Origin of the sequence: Actinomadura viridis (assembly GCF_015751755.1) — a bacterium.
Taxonomy (GTDB): Bacteria; Actinomycetota; Actinomycetes; order Streptosporangiales; family Streptosporangiaceae; genus Spirillospora; species Spirillospora viridis.
Map to the genome: position 1 here is coordinate 4,239,384 of NZ_JADOUA010000001.1, position 17,423 is coordinate 4,256,806.

Consider the following 17,423-nt stretch of genomic DNA (forward strand, 5'->3'; position numbering starts at 1 on the left):
CTTCCACCCAGCACCCTTCCACTCAACGGAAAGGATCTCCCCGGCCCCGCCCCCACCTGCAGCAAGTTGGACCACGAACCCCCACCGCCAGCGCACGACCGACCCCGACCCCGCCCCGCGACCCGGGCGAACGCCGCCTCCGGCCCGCCCCTCGCCCCAGGAGGAACGATGACGCTGCTCGACCCGGCCCCATGGACCGGAAAGATCTTCGACGGGCGCTGGACCACCGGATCCGCCGGCGCCTACGACGTCACCGAACCCGCCACCGGCGACACCCTGGGCACCCTGGGCCGCGCCGACGCCACCGACGTCGCCCGCGCCGCCGCCACGGCGACCCGCGCCCAGCGCGACTGGGCCGCCCGCCCCTACGACGAACGCGCCGCCGTCCTGCGCCGCGCCGCGGCCCTGTTCGAGGAACACGCCGCCCAGATCCAGCACTGGATCGTCCGCGAATCCGGATCCATCCCACCCAAGGCCCAACTGGAGACCCACTTCGCCGCCGCCCTCTGCCACGAGGCCGCCGCGCTCGCCTCCCACCCCCAAGGCCTGGTCCTGCCCTCCGCCCAGCCCCGCTGGAGCCTGGCCCGCCGCCGCCCCGCCGGCCTGGTCAGCGTCATCGCCCCCTTCAACTTCCCCCTCATCCTGTCCATGCGGTCCGTCGCACCCGCCCTCGCACTCGGCAACGCCGTCCTGCTCAAACCCGACCCCCGCACCGCGGTCTGCGGCGGCGTCACCCTCGCCCGCGTCTTCCAGGAGGCCGGACTCCCCGAAGGACTCCTGCACCTGCTGCCCGGCGGCGCCGACGTCGGCGAGGCCGTCGTCTCCGAACCCGCGGTACGCGTCGTGTCCTTCACCGGCTCCACCGCCGCCGGACGCAAGATCGGCGAGACCTGCGGCCGCCTCCTCAAACGCGCCCACCTCGAACTGGGCGGCAACAACGCCCTGATCGTCCTGCCCGGCGCGGACCTGTCCAAGGCCGCCTCCGCCGCCGCCTGGGGCTCCTTCCTCCACCAGGGACAGATCTGCATGACCACCGGACGCCACCTGGTCCACCACAGCCTGCACCGCGAGTACGTCGACGCCCTGGCCGACAAGGCCGACAAGCTCCCCGTCGGCGACCCCGCCACCGCCCAGGTCGCCCTCGGCCCCATCATCGACCGGCGCCAGCTCGACCACGTCCACACCCTCGTCCACGACACCGTCACCGCCGGCGCCCGCCTGGCGGCCGGCGGCACCCACGAAGGCCTGTTCTACCGCCCCACCGTCCTGGCCGACGTCACCCCCGACATGCCCGCCTACGCCCAGGAGGTCTTCGGGCCGGTCGCGCCGGTCGTCCCGTTCACCAGCATCGAGGAGGCCATCGCCCTGGCCACCGACACCGAGTACGGCCTGTCCCTGGGCATCCTCGGAGACGTCGGCCAGGCCATGCGCCTCGCCGACGCCATCCCCACCGGCCTGGTCCACATCAACGACCAGACCGTCAACGACGAACCCGTCGTCCCCTTCGGCGGCCTGGCCGCCTCCGGTAACGGCGCCCGGTTCGGCGGCCCCGACGCCAACATCGAGGCGTTCACCGAGACCCAGTGGGTCACCCTGCGCGGCGACATCGCCCCCCACCCCTTCTGACCGGCCCCGGCCGGGTACCGCGTCCCGGGCCCGAGCCGACCGGCCCCGCTAGGCTCGGGCCTGACGCGACAACGAGACCACCGTCAGAGGAGGCGGGCCCCGTGGGCGACGCACCCGTACTGACCACCCCGCGCCTGCTCCTGCGGCCCTGGCGGCCCGGCGACCGCGAACCCTTCGCCGCACTCAACGCCGACCCCGAGACCATGCGCCACTTCCCCGCCACGCTCACCCGCACCCAAAGCGACGCCCTCGCCGACCGGATCCAGGACGGATTCCGCCGCCACGGATTCGGGCTCTGGGCGGTCGAGGTCACCGCCACCGGCACCTTCATCGGCTTCACCGGCCTGTCGGTACCCGCCTTCCCCGCCCACTTCCAACCCTCCGTCGAGATCGGATGGCGGCTGGCCCGCCACGCCTGGGGGCACGGCTACGCCACCGAGGCCGCCCGCCGCGCCCTGGCCCACGGCTTCCAGGACGAGGGCCTGCAAGAGATCGTCTCCTTCACCGCCACGGCGAACGACCGTTCCCGAGCCGTCATGCACCGCATCGGCATGACCCACGACCCCGCCGACGACTTCGACCACCCCAACCTCCCGGCCGGCCACCCCCTGCACCGCCACGTCCTGTACCGGCTCGACGCCCACCGCTGGCGCGCCCTGACCACCCCACCGGCCCGCGACGGCGCAGGCTCGCAGCCCTAGGCGAGCAAGCCCTCCAGCACCTCTCCCGCCCAGGTGCGCAACTCCTCCAGACCGGGCTCCTCACCCGCGCCCGCCAGCGCGTGGAACAACACGCCCTCCGCGAACGACAGCAGCACCCGCGCATGCCGCACCGGATCGGCCGACCCCGCCGCGACCATCAGCTCCACGACCATCTCCCGGAAACCCCGCCCGCTCCGGTCATAGATCACGCGCAGCTCCGGACGGCGGGTGGCCTCCAACGCCAGCTCGAACCGCGCCAGAGTCCACCGCCGGTCCACCGTCAGCTGCCCGTGCAGCACCCGTGCCACCACCTCGGCCAGCCACTCCCGCGGCGGGCCCACCTCCGCGCCCGGGAACGGCTCCCCCTCCGGCACCCCCACCCCCCGCAACCGGCCCCGCTCCAGCTCCGTCAACCGCACCAAGGTCAGTTCCAGCAGCGCCGCGCGGGTACGGGCCAGATTGGAGGTCGAGCCCGGCGGCAACCCCGCCGCCTCGTCCACCGCCCGATGGGTCAGCCCCCGCATGCCCCGCTCCACCAGCAACGACAGGGAGGCGTCGGCGATCAGCTCGGCACGCGATGACGTCACACCCGGATACTACTGGCGTAGTCCGACTATGGGCGTAGTACAGTCATCACACCGGCCACTACAGCCGTAGTCACCACGTGGGAGAGCACATGGCACACGCCATCGTCATCGGCGCGGGCATCGGCGGACTCACCACCGCCGCCGCCCTCCAGCACAAGGGCTGGACCGTCACCGTCTACGAACGCGCCCCCGCCCTCGAAGCCGTCGGCGCCGGCATCGCCATGGCCCCCAACGCACTGCGCGCCCTCGAAACCATCGGCGCCGCCGAACCCATACGCCAACGCGGCGCGTTCCAGGGAGACGGCGGCGTCCGCCGCCCCAACGGCACCTGGCTCAGCCGCACCAACGCCCAAACCGCCGCCACCCGCTTCGGCGACCCCACCGTCGTCCTGCTGCGCAGCACCACCATCGACGTCCTCGCCGGCCTCCTGACCCCCGGCACCCTCCACCTCGGCGTCACCGTCACCGGCATCTCCCCCGACGAGGGCACCGTCACCACCGACCACGGCACCGACCAGGCCGACCTCATCGTCGGCGCCGACGGAATCCAGTCCCCCACCCGGGCCGCCCTCTTCCCCGACCACCCCGGCCCCCGCTACTCCGGCGCCACCGCCTGGCGACTGACCACCCCCAGCCCCCACGCCGCCACCGGCCACGCGTCGGAGACCTGGGGCCCCGGCACCGTCTTCGGCGTCATGCCGATGAGCGAAGGGCAGATCTACTGCTACGCCACCGCGCCCGCACCGCCCGGTGAACACGGCACCCCCGAGGAGGAGAAGGCCCGGCTACAGGAACTGTTCGGAACCTGGCACGACCCCATCCCCGAACTCCTGGACGCCGTCACCCCCGACAGGATCCTCCGCAACGACATCCACCACCTGCCACGCCCACTCCCGGCCTTCCACCGCGGCCGCACCGCCCTCGTCGGCGACGCCGCCCACCCCATGACCCCCAACCTCGGCCAGGGCGCATGCCAGGCAGCCGAAGACGCCGTCGTCCTGGCCCACGAGGTCACCGACGGCGACGGCCTGCCCGCCTACACCCGCGCCAGGCTCCCCCGCACCACCCAGGTCATGCGGCGCTCCCACACGATCGGCCGCCTCGCCGGCATCAGCGCGACGATCCCCCGCGCCGGCCGAGACTCCCTCCTGTGGCTGGCCGGGCACATGGGCCCCGGCGTGGTACTGCGCCAAGGAGACTTCCTCTTCGCCTGGCAACCCCCGGCCCGCACCTGACGACACCCCCGCCCGGCAGGCACGCGTTCAGCCCCCCAGCCGGAACCGCCCCGCGGCCACCCCCTCCCGTACGGCGGCCACCGTCTCCGCCACGTCCAGCGCACCGGTCTCCAGCACGTGCGCCTCCAGCCGTCCCAGATCGGCGAACTGCGCGTACATCCCCCGCAACGCCTCCGGATCGGTCAGCTCACCCTCACCACGAGCCATCCCCCGCTCCAGCGTGGTCGCCTCGTCGGCGCGGAGCACCACGTAGTGCAGTTCGAGACCTCGCCCACCGGCGGCCTCGGTGAACCGGTCCACGAACCACGGCCCCACCACACCGTCCACCACCACATGGAACCCGCCGCCCGCGTACCCGCAGGCCGCTTCCGCCAGAACGCCGATCACCACCTCGTTCTGCCGCCTGGCCTCCGGCAGGTACGGCAGGATCGCACCCCGGCGGATGTAACCCCAGAAGTCATCGGTGTGCAGGTGCACGCTCGGGAAGACCTCGTCGGCCATGATCCGCGCCACCGTCGTCTTGCCCGTCCCCGGAGGCCCGCTCAGCACTACGAGTTCCCCCGCGGCCTCGTCCATATGGCCTCTCCTCCTTCAGATCACTTCACCAGCACAAGTCGAACGCTCACAGCAACGACGTGGCCTATTCGAGCACGCCAGGGTGGCGTATGAGGTTCCCTCCTAGTTTGAGGTTTGGAGCGGTGAGGGGGTGCTTAGAGGTAGTGGTGATGGTTGAAAAAAGATCGAGCCACCCAGCTTGACAAAGTAAGGTTCGGCAGGTCGTCTCCTTGCACTGGGTGGCCTCTACGTTCCCGGCCATCGCCTGCTCCCGGCGCGACGGCGCCAGGCCGGCGCCTCCCCTCTCCCTCGGACTCGAAGTCGGCCTCGGACTCGACGGACCGGCCTCACCTCACATGCCCGACCACTCCCCGCCCGGGACGGTTTGCGCGCCGGGGATGCCCGGCCGTACCGGTCCCCTGGTTCTGAGGCGCAGTCGCCCCCTTGAGCAACCCGTGCGTGGACCGGCGAGCCTGGCTCGCCTCCCGGAGGGCCGCCCGGGCATCCGCCACGGGACCCATGTGCCCGAGCTTGTCGGGGTTGTTCACCGAACGGATCATCTGGATCCGCCCGTCGACGATCTCGAACGCCCAGATGTTGAGCACACTGCCGTCCCGGTCGCGGAAGATCGCACCCGGCCGGCCGTTCACCTGATGCTGCTCCACCGTCGCCGCGATGCGGGCGAACAGCGGGACGAGCATGGCGAGCACCCCGGCCACGTTCTCGGCACCGACGAAACGATCGGCCCATTGCGGGGCCTTGCCGCCACCGTCCCCGATCATCTGGACGTCGGCGGCCAGCAGCTCCACCAGCCCGTCGAGATCCCCGTCCCGGAAGGCGCCGAGAAATCTCCCGGCGAGCTCGTCGCGCTCATCGCGGTCGGTCTCGAACCGGGGCCGGCCCGCTTCCATATGGCGGCGCGCCCGCACCACGAGCTGGCGGCACGCCGCCTCCGACCGCCCCACCGCCGACGCGACCTCGGGGAACCCGAACCCGAACACCTCTCGCAGCACGAATACGGCGCGTTCGAGCGGGCTGAGCCGCTCAAGCAGCAGCAGCGCCGCCATCGACAGCGAATCGGCCAGCTCCGCCGAACGCTCAGGATCCTGGTACGGGTCGGTCAGCAGCGGCTCGGGCAACCACGGCCCGACGTACGCCTCCCTCCGGACGCGAGCCGACCGCAGCACGTCGATCGATATCCGGGTCACCACGGCCGCCAGGAACGCCTTGGCCGAGGCGGGCGCCGTGGGGGCGGCCTCATAACGCAGCCAGGTCTCCTGGACCGCGTCCTCGGCTTCGCTCACGCTGCCCAGGAGCCGGTAGGCGATCGAGAACAGCAGCGGCCGAAGTTCCTGGAACTCCTCGACCCGGGTCACGCCAGCTCCTCCCGGAAACCCTGCCGCCACGAGGGGTGGCGCAACCGCCAGCCGAGCTCGGCCTTGGCCTTGGCGTTGGAGAAGCCGCGTCCCTCGGTCATCATCACCACCGCCACGTCTCCGGCGAGCGGCCGGGCCAGCCAGGCGGGGACGCGCATGGGCCGCCTCGCACCCGCGCACGCCGCCTCCAGCCCGTCCATCACGACGCCCTCCGCGCCCAGTCGCTCCAACGAGTCCAGCCTGGCCGCGTTCGTCGTCGTCGCCGTCACCTGGTGCCCCCGTGCCACCAGCTGCGGCACCAACCGCCGGCCCACCACCCCGGACCCGCCTGCGACGAACACCCGCATGACCATCACCCCTCCAGTTCAGAACCTGCCCGTGACACCCGAGACGAGACAGCCCCGGCCACCTGTGACATCCACTCACCAGGGCACCACGCCGTCCTCGCCGAAGAACCCTCCGGTCGGCCCGTCGGCGCCGAGCATGGCCAGGCGCACCACGACCGCGGCGCCCTGCGCGGGGGTGAGGTGCCCGCTGTGGTCGTTGCTGTCGGTGTCGACGTAGCCGGGTGCGACGGCGTTGACGAGGATGCCGTCCTTCCGCAGCTCGTTGGCGTACTGCACGGTCAGCGCGTTCAGCGCGGACTTGGAGGGCGTGTACGCGGCCGAGGGCAGCAACCCTCGGAAGGGCCCCTCGGGGTCGCTGGTGAGGCTGAGCGACGCGGCGTGGCTGCTGACGTTGACGATGCGCGGCGCCGGTGACCGCCGCAGCAGCGGCAGCATCGCGTTGGTCACCGCGATCACCCCGAAGACGTTGGTCTCGAACACCGTCCGGACCATGTCCAGGTCGACCGAACCGGGGACCTGATCGTGGGCGTCTTCGGGCGAGACCTGCCCGGAACCGGTGATGCCGGCGTTGTTGACCAGTACGTCGAGGTGGCCGAAGCGCGCCCCGATCCACCCCGCGGCCTCCCGGGCGGTCGCCTGGTCGGTGACGTCCAGATCGACCGCGTGCGCGGCACCGCCCGCCGCGCGCAGCGCCGCGGCGGCCTGTTCACCGCGCCTCGGGTCTCTGGCCCCGATCAGGACCGTCATGCCCTGCCCGGCGAGCAGCTCGGCAGCCGCACGCCCGATCCCCTTGTTCGCCCCGGTGACCAGCGCGATCCTCTGGTGTGTGGCCCTCTCGCCCATGATCGGCTCCTTACTACGGGATCCCTCGGTTGCCTTCTTCGAGCCCCGAGACGAGACAGCCCGGCCCCCTGTGACATCCCGCCCACTCCGGCGAGACTCCGGCGCCGCGCCGCGTCCGGGGAGGCGGCCAGGAGCGGCGGCCCTACGGCACTGATCACCGCGGGGTTCGGCTCCGCGAACAGCCCGAGCGAGAGCGGCACCAGGCGGTGACGACCAGCGCCGATCGGCCTTCCATGAACTCCCGGTCGCACGCCTCCGCACAGGCCGATATGGGTTCACCTATCGGATCATGCGCCATATCCGTATTGGACTGACCGGATGCCGTCTGGTGTGCTCTCACCCGTGATCGCCGCCGCCCCCGCCTCCCTCGCGCCCGAGCCGCCCGCCGACCCGTCCGGCCACCGGCTGATCGTGACGGTGGTCGCGATCCAGTTCGCCTCCTGCATGGGCTTCTTCGCGGTGATGGCGCACCTGGTCGCCCACCTCCGGCACGACCTGGGCCTGCTGGCCGGCACGGTCGGCCTGATCCTCGGGGTACGGGTCGGCCTGCAGTTCGCGCTCCTGCTGCCGGTCGGCGCGGTCACCGACCTGCTCGGCGCGCGCCGGACCGGGGCGGCCGCCTGCGCGCTGCGCGCCCTGGGGTTCGTCCTGCTCGGAGCCGCCGAAGGCGTGGGCGCGCTGCTGTGCGCGGCCGTCGTCCTCGCCGCGGGCGGCGCGCTCTACAACCCCGCGGCCCAGAGCCTGCTGGCCGGCGTCTCCCCCGCCCTCCGGTCCCGCGGCTTCGCCGCCTATGTCGTCGCCCAGCACAGCGCCACGGTCCTGGGCCCGCCCCTCGGGCTCGCCCTCCTTTCCCTTGGCCCCGGGTTCCCGGTCCTGACAGGAACGGCCGCCGCCTTGTGGACGGTCGGCGGCGTCCTGTTCCTCCTCCTGCCCCACCCCGCGCAGGAACCGGCAGCGGCGCGCTTCCGCCACGTCTTCGCGGGGGTGGGGATGGTGCTCAGAGACCGGAGGTTCCTGCTCTTCGCACTGATGACAGCTCCCACGACGCTGCTCGCCAACCACATCATGACCGCCGTACCGCTCCTTGGTTTCACCTCCGGCGCGGCCACCCTCTGCTTCTGCGTCCTGGCCGCGGTCGCCGCGGCCGCCCAGCCCTTCGTCGCCGCCGGCCGGCGAGGCGAGCGCCCGTGGGTGCTGCGCCTCGGCCTGCTGTGCGCGGCGGCGGCGTTCTTCGTCCTCGCTCCGCTGGACGGCACGCAGACGGGCCCGCTGATGCTCGCGGCCGTCCTCAACGGCGTCGCGAACGGGCTGATCCAGCCGGCGATCTTCCAGCGCGCCGCCCGCCACGCACCGGCCGAGCGCTTCGGCTCGTACTACGGCGTGCTGGCGTTCTGCGCCGGGATGTTCTCCTTCGCCGGAGAACTGATGGTCGGTCGGCTCTTCGACCTGGGCCCGGCGGCCGCGACCGCGGCGCTGATCGGGGTCGGCGCGTTCGCGGTCGCGGCCGCGGCCGGCACGCGGGGGCCGTGACGGGCCTTCGGTCCGGCGCGGCCTCGCGCGGCGCGCCGGACCGTCAGTCCTCGAACTCGGCCACCGGCCGCACCACCACCGAGCCGCCGCGCCGCGCGCCGGGGCAGCGGGCCGCCCAGTCGAGCGCGACGTCGAGGTCGGGCACGTCGATGACGTAGTAGCCGCCCAGGATCTCGCGCGTCTCGGCGAACGGCCCGTCGGTGATCGTCCGCTCCCCCGCCGGGCCGATCCGGACCGTGGTGGCGGTGGTCAGATCGGCCAGCGAGTGGGCGTCGACCAGGATCCCGGCGTCCTTCACGGACTTGTCGTAGGCCACCCAGTCCCCATAGGAGTCCGCGCAGACCTCTTCTTTCCCGCCGGTGGCCGCCTCGGCCGCGGCGGCACTGTTGATCAGCAGCATGTATTTCACAGGTGACTCCATGTCGTGTCGGGTGCGCGGGGCACCTGCCCGGTGCCGCCGCCGTTCACCATGACGACGAACGGGCCCCCGCGATACAGACATACCTCTGGATATTTCTTCTGCCCGCGACCTTGACAAAGTAAGGTTGATGCGGGCGTGGGTAGCCTTGCGAGGGTCACCGTCCACCGCGTCCCGCCGGAGGATCATGGGCCGCGACCCCGACTACCTGGCCTTCATGCGACGGCGGCTGGCCTCGGCCCCTCCCGCCGGCCCCCGTTCGGTCGGCCGGCTCCGCCGCGAGCACGCCGCGGATCTGGCCCCGCTCCCCCGCCCCGCCGTCGAGGTGGTGCGGGACCTCGCCCTCGACGGCCCCGCCGGTCCCCTGCGGGCGCGCCTGTACCGGCCGCGGTCCGCCGCTCCCCTGCCAGCGCTGGTGTACTTCCACGGCGGCGGCTGGATCCTCGGTGACGTGGAGAGCTACGACCCGGTCGTACGCGCTCTGGCGGTGGCCAGCGGCCTGGCCTGGGTGTCGGTGGACTACCGGCGCCCGCCCGAGGCGCCCTTTCCCGCCCCGCTGGACGACGCTGCCGCCGCCGTTCCGCAGGTCGCCGCGCGGGCCCGGGACCTGGGGCTGGACGCGGAGCGCATCGGGGTGGCCGGTGACAGCGCGGGCGGTCAGCTCGCCGCGTCGGCCGCCCTGCACCTGCGCGGCGGCGGTGACGCTCTGGCGGCACAGGTGCTGCTCTACCCGGCCGTGGACCTGCGGGAGGTGCCACCGGCCCCGCCCGACCCCGACGGGCTCGAGTTCGGGCCGTCCGGTCTCGACCGGATCGTCCGGCTCTACCTCGCCGGGACCGACCCGGCCCTGCCCGAGGTGTCCCCGCTGACGGCGCCCGACCTGTCCGGGCTCCCGCCGGCGGTCATCGCGACCGCCGAGTACGACAGGCTGCGCCCGCAGGCCGAGCGGTACGCGGAGCGGCTGCGTTCGGCCGGCGTCCGCACCGTCCTGATCGGCGGCACCGGCCTGGACCACGGGTTCCTGGGCTGGGGGTCGTTCGCCCGGCGCCCCGCCGAGGCCGTCGCCCGCATCGGCGCGGCCGTCCGGGACGTCCTGCTCCCGGCCTGAGCGGCCGGGCGGATGGCACGGGCGGATGGCACGGGCGCCCGCCCACCGGTGGCGCCCGGCGGACGGGACGGTGCGCGGGCGGTCAGGCGGGGGCCGGGCAGGCGGCGGGGTCTCCGGCCTCCAGGTCGTCCTCGCCGCGTTCGGCCTGGAGGTAGCGCAGGTACCGGTCGATCTCGCCGGCCAGGTCGGCGGCGTCCCAGCCCAGCAGCGGCGCGATCAGCTCGCCCACGTGGGCGCAGGCGGCCCGGCCCCCGTCGCGTTCCTCCATCGTGATCCGCGTGCGGCGCGCCAGCACGTCCTCCAGGTGCAGGGCGCCCTCGTGGGTGACGGCGTACACCGCCTCGGCGCGCAGGTAGTCGGGGGCGCCCGGGACGGGCTCGCCCAGGGACGGGTCCTGGGCGATGAGGGCCAGCAGTTCGTGGACGCACGACCCGTAGCGGTCGAGCAGGTGCTCGACGCGGGCGACGTGGAGGCCGGAGTCGGCGGCCAGGCGGCGCCGCTCGTTCCACAGGACCTCGTAGCCGACCGCGCCCAGGATCGGCAGGCGCGCGGTGACCGACTCGGGGACGGACGCGTCCAGGCCCTCGACGGCCGCGTCCACGGCGTCCTGGGCCATCACCCGGTAGGTGGTGAACTTGCCGCCGGTCACCACGATCAGGCCCGGGACGGGTTCGGCGACGGTGTGCTCGCGCGACAGCCGCGTGGTGTCGTCGGCCTCGCCCGACAGCAGGGGGCGCAGGCCCGCGTAGACGCCCTCCACGTCCTCGCGGGTCAGGGGGACCCGTACCAGCGCGTTGACCTGGTCGAGCAGGTAGTCGACGTCGGCCGCGTCGGGGGCCGGGCCGTCGGGGCCGCGGTCCCAGGGGGTGTCGGTGGTGCCGATGATCCAGTGCCGGCCCCACGGGATCACGAACAGGACGCTCTTGGCGGTCCGGGCGATCAGCCCGGTGTTGAGCAGGATCCGGTCCCGGCGCACCAGCAGGTGCACGCCCTTGGACGCGCGGACGCTGAAGGGGGTGCGGGTGCCGGCCATCCGGCCCGCGCCGTCGGTCCACACGCCGGTGGCGTTGACGACCCGGCGGGCCCGTACCGCGATCGTCTCGCCGGTCTCGGCGTCGCGCACCGACGCCCCGGTCACCCGCTGGCCCTCGCGCAGGAAGCCGGTCGCCTCCACCCGGGTCGCCACGCAGGCGCCGTAGTGCGCGGCGGTACGGGCGACCGTCATCGTGTAGCGGGCGTCGTCCACCTGCGCGTCGTAGTACTGGATGGCGCCGACCAGGGCGTCGGCGCGCAGCCCGGGGGCCTCGCGCAGCGCCGCTCCCCTGGTGAGCTGGCGGTGCCGGGGCATCACCCGGGCGCCGCCCATGGAGTCGTAGAGGGTGACGCCGGCGCCGACGTAGCAGCGTTCCCACATGCGGTGCCGCAGCGGGTAGAGGAAGGGGACGGGGCGTACCAGGTGCGGGGCGAGCCGGGTCAGCAGCAGCGCGCGCTCGCGCAGCGCCTCGCGGACCAGCCCGAAGTCGCGCTGCTCCAGGTAGCGCAGGCCGCCGTGGACGAGCTTGCTGGAGCGGCTGGAGGTGCCCGCCGCCCAGTCGCGGGCCTCGACCAGCGCCACCGTCAGGCCGCGGGCCGTGGCGTCCAGGGCGGTCCCGGCGCCGACGATGCCTCCGCCGACCACCAGCACGTCGAACTCGGTGTCGGCCAGCCGCCGCAGGGCGGCCTGGCGGTGTTGCGGTCCCAGGGGTACCGATTTCACGTGTGCTCCTCGAGGGGAGAGGTGAGCGGTGCGGTGGGGCGGGCCGGTCGCCGGGTCCGGCCCGCCCCGGGCGGTCGGTCAGCTGACGTCGACCCAGTCGAGGGTGCGCTGGACGGCCTTCTTCCAGCCGGCGTAGCCGTGCTCGCGCTGCTCGCCGTCCCAGGTGGGCGTCCAGCGCCGGTCCTCGTTCCAGTTGCTGCCGAGTTCGGCGGTGGACTTCCAGAAGCCGGTGGCCAGGCCGGCGGCGTAGGCGGCGCCCAGCGCGGTGGTCTCGGCGACCACCGGCCGTGACACGGGGACGCCGAGGATGTCGGCCTGGATCTGCATGCACAGTTCGTTGGCGGTGACGCCGCCGTCGACCTTGAGCACGTCCAGGGAGACGCCGGAGTCCTCGCGCATCGCCTCGACGACGTCGCGGGTCTGGTAGCAGATGGCTTCGAGCGTCGCGCGGGCGACGTGGGCGTTGGTGTTGTAGCGGGACAGGCCGACGATGGCGCCGCGGGCGTCGCTGCGCCAGTACGGGGCGAACAGGCCGGAGAAGGCCGGGACGAAGTACACGCCGCCGTTGTCGTCCACCTGCCGGGCCAGCGACTCGCTCTGCGCGGCGCCGGAGATGACGCCCAGCTGGTCGCGCAGCCACTGCACCGCCGAGCCCGTCACCGCGATCGACCCCTCCAGCGCGTACACGGGGGCGTCCTCGCCGAAGCGGTAGCAGACGGTGGTGAGGAGGCCGTTGGAGGAGCGGACCAGTTCGGTGCCGGTGTTGAGGAGAAGGAAGTTGCCCGTGCCGTAGGTGTTCTTGGCCTGGCCGGGCTCGAAGCAGACCTGCCCGACCGTGGCCGCCTGCTGGTCGCCCAGCGCGGCGGTCAGCGGCACCTCCCCGCTCAGCGGGCCGCCGGCGCGGGTGACGCCGTAGCCGCGCGGGTCCGAGGAGGGACGGATCTTCGGGAGCATGGCGCGCGGGATGCCGAAGAACGACAGCAGCTCGTCGTCCCAGTCGAGGGTCTCCAGGTCCATCAGCATGGTGCGGCTGGCGTTGGTGACGTCGGTGACGTGCACGCCGCCGTCGGTCCCGCCGGTGAGGTTCCACAGCAGCCAGCTGTCGGTCGTACCGAAGATCGCGTCGCCGTTCTCGGCGGCCTCGCGGACCCCCTCGACGTTCTCCAGGATCCACTGGATCTTGCCGCCGGAGAAGTAGGTGGCCGGCGGCAGGCCCGCCTTGCGGCGGATGACGTCGCCCTTGCCCTCCCGTTCCAGCGCGGAGGCGATCCGGTCGGTGCGGGTGTCCTGCCACACGATCGCGTTGTAGTAGGGGCGGCCCGTACGGCGGTCCCACACCACCGCCGTCTCCCGCTGGTTGGTGATGCCCAGCGCGGCCAGGTCGGTGTGGCGCAGGTTCGCCTTGGTGAGCGCGGTCTCGATGACGGCGCGGGTGCGTTCCCAGATCTCGGTGGGGTTGTGCTCGACCCACCCCGCCTGAGGCAGGATCTGCTCGTGCTCCAGCTGGTGGCGGGCGACCTCGTTGCCGCCATGGTCGAAGATCATGAACCGGGTACTGGTCGTACCCTGGTCGACCGCTCCGACGAACTCGCTCATGGGGTGTGATCCTCCTCAGGGGGACGGAAGGGGCCCGGCGCGCCGTGCCGGACGCACCGTGCCCGCAGCATCGTGCCGTGCGGGCGCGGTGACCGGGGCGCGTTCAGGCGGGCTCGGCGGGAACGCGGGCCGGGGACGGCGCGGGTTCGGGGACGGGCTCGTCCCGGCCGGGCAGGAAGCGCCCGATCAGGGTCTTGTAGAGGCCGGCGCCCAGCACGCCGCCCACCAGGGGGCCGATGATCGGGACCCAGAAGTACAGGTCGCCGTACTGGTCGCGCCAGGCGCCCCCGTACCCGGTGAGGAAGGAGGCCAGCCGGGGCCCGAAGTCGCGGGCCGGGTTGATCGCGTATCCGGCGTTGGTGCCCCAGGCCATCCCGATCGCCACCACGACCAGGCCGATCATCAGCGGTGCCAGGTTGGCGGCGGGGCCGTCGTTGCGGGCGTCGGTGATCGCCAGGACCAGGAACAGCAGGATCGCGGTGCCGATGATCTGGTCGCGCAGGCCGCCCATGGTGCCCACGGGGAGTTCGCCGTTGCCCGGGAGGGTGGAGAACACGCCCTGGGTCTTGATCGTGTGCCCGGGGTCGGCCTTGGCCAGCACCTCGGAGTAGTTCCACCGTACGATCAGCGCCGCCACGAACGCGCCGGCGGTCTGCGCCAGCATGTACGGGGCGACCCTGCGCCAGGGGAAGTCGCGGAAGACCGCCAGCGCGAAGGTGACGGCCGGGTTGAGGTGGGCGCCGCTGGCGCGGGCCGCGACGTAGATCGCCAGGGTGACGCCCAGGCCCCAGGCCCAGGCGATGCTGTCGTGGTCGCCGATCTCCGCGCCCGCGACCTGGGCGACCACGCCGACGCCGAACAGGATGAGGATCATCGTCCCGGCGAACTCGGCCGCCACCGCGCCGAGCGGGCCGACGGGGCCGGTGACGGGTTCGGCCGGGGGGCCGGCCCGGCCGCCGGCCTTCTTCCTGTCCGCTGAGCTCGTTTCCGCCATGAGCCTTGCCCTCCTTGGCAAGCGGGGGTGGGAGGGCGTCCGGCCGGCCGGGCGGGCCGGTCCATGGGCTCGAAGGACCGGCTCGCCGACCGTGCGGGCCCTGGGTGGGGAGCGGGCCCGTGGACGCCCCGCCTCGGGGCCCCTCACCGGCGAGCATGGGGAGACCTTCGGCTGCCGAGGACGCTAAATGCCTACATGAAGGCGGTCAACGTACATGTGTCGACAATGTCGAACGCTTTCGCTGCCGCCATGGGCCCATTACGCTCCCCGATATGCCCCAGATCACAGAGTTCGGGCAGTTCGCTCCCCTTTTCGTCGTCATGACGGCGGGTGCCGACATTGTCGGCACCCTCGCGGCCGCCTTAGGATCGGCCGCATGCCGGGACCGGTGCAGTCGATCGAGCGCGCCGCCGCCATCCTGCGGCTGCTGGCGGCCAGCTCCGGACGGCTCGGGGTGGGCGAGCTGGCCGGCTCCCTGGGCCTGGCCCGCGGCACCGTCCACGGCATCCTGCGCACCCTCGTCCGGGTCGGCTTCGTCGAGCAGGACGAGGCCAGCGGCAAGTACCGGCTCGGCGCGGCCCTGCTGCACCTGGGCACCAGCTACCTGGACGTCAACGAGCTGCGCTCCCGCGCCATCAACTGGGCCGACGCCCTGGCCGCCCGCAGCGGCGAGGCCGTCCGCATCGGCACCCTGCTGGACGGCAAGATCCTGGTGGTCCACCACGTCTTCCGCCCCGACGACTCGCTCCAGGCCATGGACATCGGCACGCTGCTGCCCCCGCACGCCAGCGCCCTGGGCAAGGCCCTGCTCGCCCACGACGCCAACGCCGCCGCCTCCATCCGAGGCACCGAGCTGGAGTCCTACTGCCGCCGCACCATCACCGACCACCGCGCCCTGGCCCGCGCCCTCACCCGCGTCCGCGAGCAGGGGTGGGCGGCCGAGATCGAGGAGATCGCGCTCGGCGAGGCCTCCATCGCCGCCCCGATCCGCGGGTACGGCGGGCTGGTCGTCGGCGCGATCGGGGTGTCGGGCGCGGTCGAGCGGATCTGCGACGCCGGGCGCGTGCCCGACCCCGCCCTGGTCGGCTACGTCCGTGACGCCGCCCGCGCCGTCTCCCGGGACCTCGGCGCCTCCCGCTGGTGACCCGCCCGTCCCCCCGGCCCCGGCGGCCCGGGCGCGGCGGCGAGGGACGGCCCGCCGATGACCGAGCGCTACGTGATGTCCATCGACCAGGGCACCACCTCCACCCGGTGCATCCTGTTCGACCGCCGCGGCCGGCTGGTCTCGGTCGCCCAGCGCGAGCACCGCCAGCACTTCCCCAAGCCCGGCTGGGTCGAGCACGACGCCCTGGAGATCTGGCGGAACCTGGAACGCATCGCCCCCGAGGCCCTCGCCCAGGCGGGCGTCACCCCGTCCCAGGTCGCCGCCGTCGGCATCGCCAACCAGCGCGAGACCACCGTCCTGTGGGACCGCCTCACCGGCCTGCCCATCGCCCGCGCCATCGTCTGGCAGGACACCCGCACCGACGCCCTGGTCGAGGAGATGGCCCGCGCGCCCGGCTCCGACCTGGTCGCCGAAAGCACCGGGCTGCCGCTGGCCACCTACTTCTCCGCGCCCCGCGTCCGCTGGCTGCTGGACCACCTGCCCGGCGTCCGCGAGCGCGCCGAACGCGGCGAGGTGCTCTTCGGCACCATGGAGAGCTGGCTGATCTGGAACCTCACCGGTGGCGTCGACGGCGGCGTGCACGTCACCGACGTCACCAACGCCGGCCGCACCCTGCTCATGGACCTGCGGACCCTGGACTGGGACGAGAAGCTGCTGGCCTTCTTCGGCATCCCGCACGCCATGCTCCCGCGCGTCCGCTCCTCCACCGAGATCTACGGCACCGCCCGCCGCGTCATCCCCGGCGTCCGGATCGGCGCCGCGCTCGGCGACCAGCAGGCCGCGCTGTTCGGCCAGACCTGCTACGCCCCCGGCGAGACCAAGTGCACCTACGGCACCGGCGGCTTCCTGCTGATGAACACCGGCCAGGCACCGGTCGGCTCCCGGCACGGCCTGCTCACCACCGTCGGCTACAAGATCGGCGACGAGCCCGCGGTGTACGCGCTGGAGGGGTCGATCGCCATCACCGGCGCGCTGGTCCAGTGGTTCCGCGACGGCCTGGGCCTGATCGGCACCGCGCCGGAGATCGAGACGCTGGCCCGGACGGTGGACGACAACGGCGGCTGCTACATCGTCCCGGCGTTCTCGGGCCTGTTCGCCCCGCACTGGCGCAGCGAGGCCCGCGGCGTCATCGTGGGCCTCACCTCCTACATCACCAAGGGGCATCTGGCACGCGCCGTCCTGGAGGCCACCGCCTGGCAGACCCGCGAGGTCGTCGACGCCATGAACCGCGACTCCGGCCTCGGCCTGAGGGAGCTGAAGTCCGACGGCGGCATGACCGCCGACCACCTGCTGATGCAGTGCGTCGCCGACGTGCTCAACGTCCCCGTCGTCCGCCCCATGGTCGTCGAGACGGTCTCGCTCGGCGCCGCCTACGCCGCGGGCCTGGCGGTGGGCTACTGGGCCGACCTGGAAGGGCTGCGCCGCAACTGGCACCGCGCGGCCCGGTGGGTCCCGGCGATGGACCCCGCCCGCCGCGCCACCGAGTACCACAACTGGAAACGCGCGGTCGAACGCTCCTTCGACTGGACCAAGCCCGGCCCCGTCCCCGCCGAGGACCACGGTCCCGGCTGAGGCTCCGGCCCCGG

At 73.3% G+C, this 17,423-nt stretch carries 16 protein-coding genes; 7 read left to right on the forward strand and 9 right to left on the reverse strand.

Going from position 1 to position 17,423, the window contains the following annotated elements:
* The first annotated feature begins 168 nt into the window (after nt 1–168).
* Entirely contained in the window at nt 169–1,626 is a 1,458-nt protein-coding gene (locus tag IW256_RS19280; protein ID WP_197012307.1) for a benzaldehyde dehydrogenase, read from the forward strand.
* A gap of 101 nt (nt 1,627–1,727) precedes the next feature.
* Nucleotides 1,728–2,327 carry a GNAT family N-acetyltransferase gene (locus IW256_RS19285; RefSeq protein WP_307828964.1) on the forward strand — a complete coding sequence of 200 codons (600 nt, stop codon included), beginning with the start codon at nt 1,728–1,730 and terminating at the stop codon, nt 2,325–2,327.
* On the opposite strand, the gene IW256_RS19290 is transcribed toward IW256_RS19285, so the two are convergent.
* Nucleotides 2,324–2,914 carry a TetR/AcrR family transcriptional regulator gene (locus tag IW256_RS19290; protein WP_197012308.1) on the reverse strand — a complete coding sequence of 197 codons (591 nt, stop codon included), beginning with the start codon at nt 2,912–2,914 and terminating at the stop codon, nt 2,324–2,326. The two genes, IW256_RS19285 and IW256_RS19290, sit on opposite strands and share 4 nt — an antisense overlap.
* An 89-nt stretch (nt 2,915–3,003) precedes the next feature.
* On the opposite strand from IW256_RS19290, the gene IW256_RS19295 reads away from it, so the two are divergent.
* Complete coding sequence (locus IW256_RS19295; protein WP_197012309.1) at nt 3,004–4,149, forward strand: FAD-dependent oxidoreductase; 1,146 nt, start codon at nt 3,004–3,006, stop codon at nt 4,147–4,149.
* A gap of 27 nt (nt 4,150–4,176) precedes the next feature.
* Here the strand turns inward: IW256_RS19295 and IW256_RS19300 are convergent, their stop codons facing one another.
* The 4 genes from IW256_RS19300 to IW256_RS19315 all read right to left on the reverse strand — a co-directional run bounded on the left by IW256_RS19300 (nt 4,177) and on the right by IW256_RS19315 (nt 7,270).
* A complete protein-coding gene (locus IW256_RS19300) occupies nt 4,177–4,725 on the reverse strand; it encodes an AAA family ATPase (protein WP_197012310.1) in 549 nt (182 codons plus the stop codon).
* 326 nt (nt 4,726–5,051) lie between these two features.
* Complete coding sequence (locus IW256_RS19305; RefSeq protein ID WP_197012311.1) at nt 5,052–6,080, reverse strand: RNA polymerase sigma-70 factor; 1,029 nt, start codon at nt 6,078–6,080, stop codon at nt 5,052–5,054.
* The gene (locus IW256_RS19310) at nt 6,077–6,427 is read right to left on the reverse strand and encodes an NAD(P)H-binding protein (RefSeq protein WP_197012312.1); all 351 of its coding nucleotides are present in this window, start codon (nt 6,425–6,427) and stop codon (nt 6,077–6,079) included. The genes IW256_RS19305 and IW256_RS19310 overlap by 4 nt, the downstream gene beginning before the upstream one ends.
* A gap of 75 nt (nt 6,428–6,502) precedes the next feature.
* On the reverse strand, nt 6,503–7,270 hold the full coding sequence (locus tag IW256_RS19315) for an SDR family NAD(P)-dependent oxidoreductase (RefSeq protein ID WP_197012313.1): 768 nt from the start codon (nt 7,268–7,270) through the stop codon (nt 6,503–6,505).
* A gap of 318 nt (nt 7,271–7,588) precedes the next feature.
* Here IW256_RS19315 and IW256_RS19320 point away from each other — a divergent pair, with 318 nt between their 5' ends.
* Nucleotides 7,589–8,800 (forward strand): MFS transporter, encoded by a 1,212-nt coding sequence (locus tag IW256_RS19320; protein ID WP_197012314.1) that lies wholly within the window; start codon nt 7,589–7,591, stop codon nt 8,798–8,800.
* A gap of 43 nt (nt 8,801–8,843) precedes the next feature.
* Here IW256_RS19320 and IW256_RS19325 read toward each other — a convergent pair whose 3' ends face one another.
* Complete coding sequence (locus IW256_RS19325; protein ID WP_231404951.1) at nt 8,844–9,200, reverse strand: YciI family protein; 357 nt, start codon at nt 9,198–9,200, stop codon at nt 8,844–8,846.
* Between the two features lie 205 nt (nt 9,201–9,405).
* On the opposite strand from IW256_RS19325, the gene IW256_RS19330 reads away from it, so the two are divergent.
* Nucleotides 9,406–10,326, forward strand: coding sequence for an alpha/beta hydrolase (locus tag IW256_RS19330; protein ID WP_197012316.1), 921 nt, complete (start codon nt 9,406–9,408; stop codon nt 10,324–10,326).
* A gap of 82 nt (nt 10,327–10,408) precedes the next feature.
* On the opposite strand, the gene IW256_RS19335 is transcribed toward IW256_RS19330, so the two are convergent.
* From IW256_RS19335 to IW256_RS19345, 3 genes are all read right to left on the reverse strand, one after another.
* Nucleotides 10,409–12,082, reverse strand: coding sequence for a glycerol-3-phosphate dehydrogenase/oxidase (locus tag IW256_RS19335; RefSeq protein ID WP_197012317.1), 1,674 nt, complete (start codon nt 12,080–12,082; stop codon nt 10,409–10,411).
* 78 nt (nt 12,083–12,160) lie between these two features.
* The gene (gene glpK, locus IW256_RS19340) at nt 12,161–13,678 is read right to left on the reverse strand and encodes a glycerol kinase GlpK (protein ID WP_197012318.1); all 1,518 of its coding nucleotides are present in this window, start codon (nt 13,676–13,678) and stop codon (nt 12,161–12,163) included.
* Nucleotides 13,679–13,781: 103 nt separating this feature from the next.
* The gene (locus IW256_RS19345) at nt 13,782–14,672 is read right to left on the reverse strand and encodes an MIP/aquaporin family protein (RefSeq protein WP_197012319.1); all 891 of its coding nucleotides are present in this window, start codon (nt 14,670–14,672) and stop codon (nt 13,782–13,784) included.
* 376 nt (nt 14,673–15,048) lie between these two features.
* On the opposite strand from IW256_RS19345, the gene IW256_RS19350 reads away from it, so the two are divergent.
* Together IW256_RS19350 and glpK (IW256_RS19355) are read left to right on the forward strand one after the other, a co-directional pair.
* Nucleotides 15,049–15,816: an IclR family transcriptional regulator gene (locus tag IW256_RS19350; RefSeq protein WP_197012320.1), complete on the forward strand. Its 768-nt coding sequence runs from the start codon at nt 15,049–15,051 to the stop codon at nt 15,814–15,816.
* Between the two features lie 57 nt (nt 15,817–15,873).
* Entirely contained in the window at nt 15,874–17,409 is a 1,536-nt protein-coding gene (gene glpK / locus IW256_RS19355; RefSeq protein ID WP_197012321.1) for a glycerol kinase GlpK, read from the forward strand.
* The last annotated feature ends 14 nt before the right edge of the window (nt 17,410–17,423 follow it).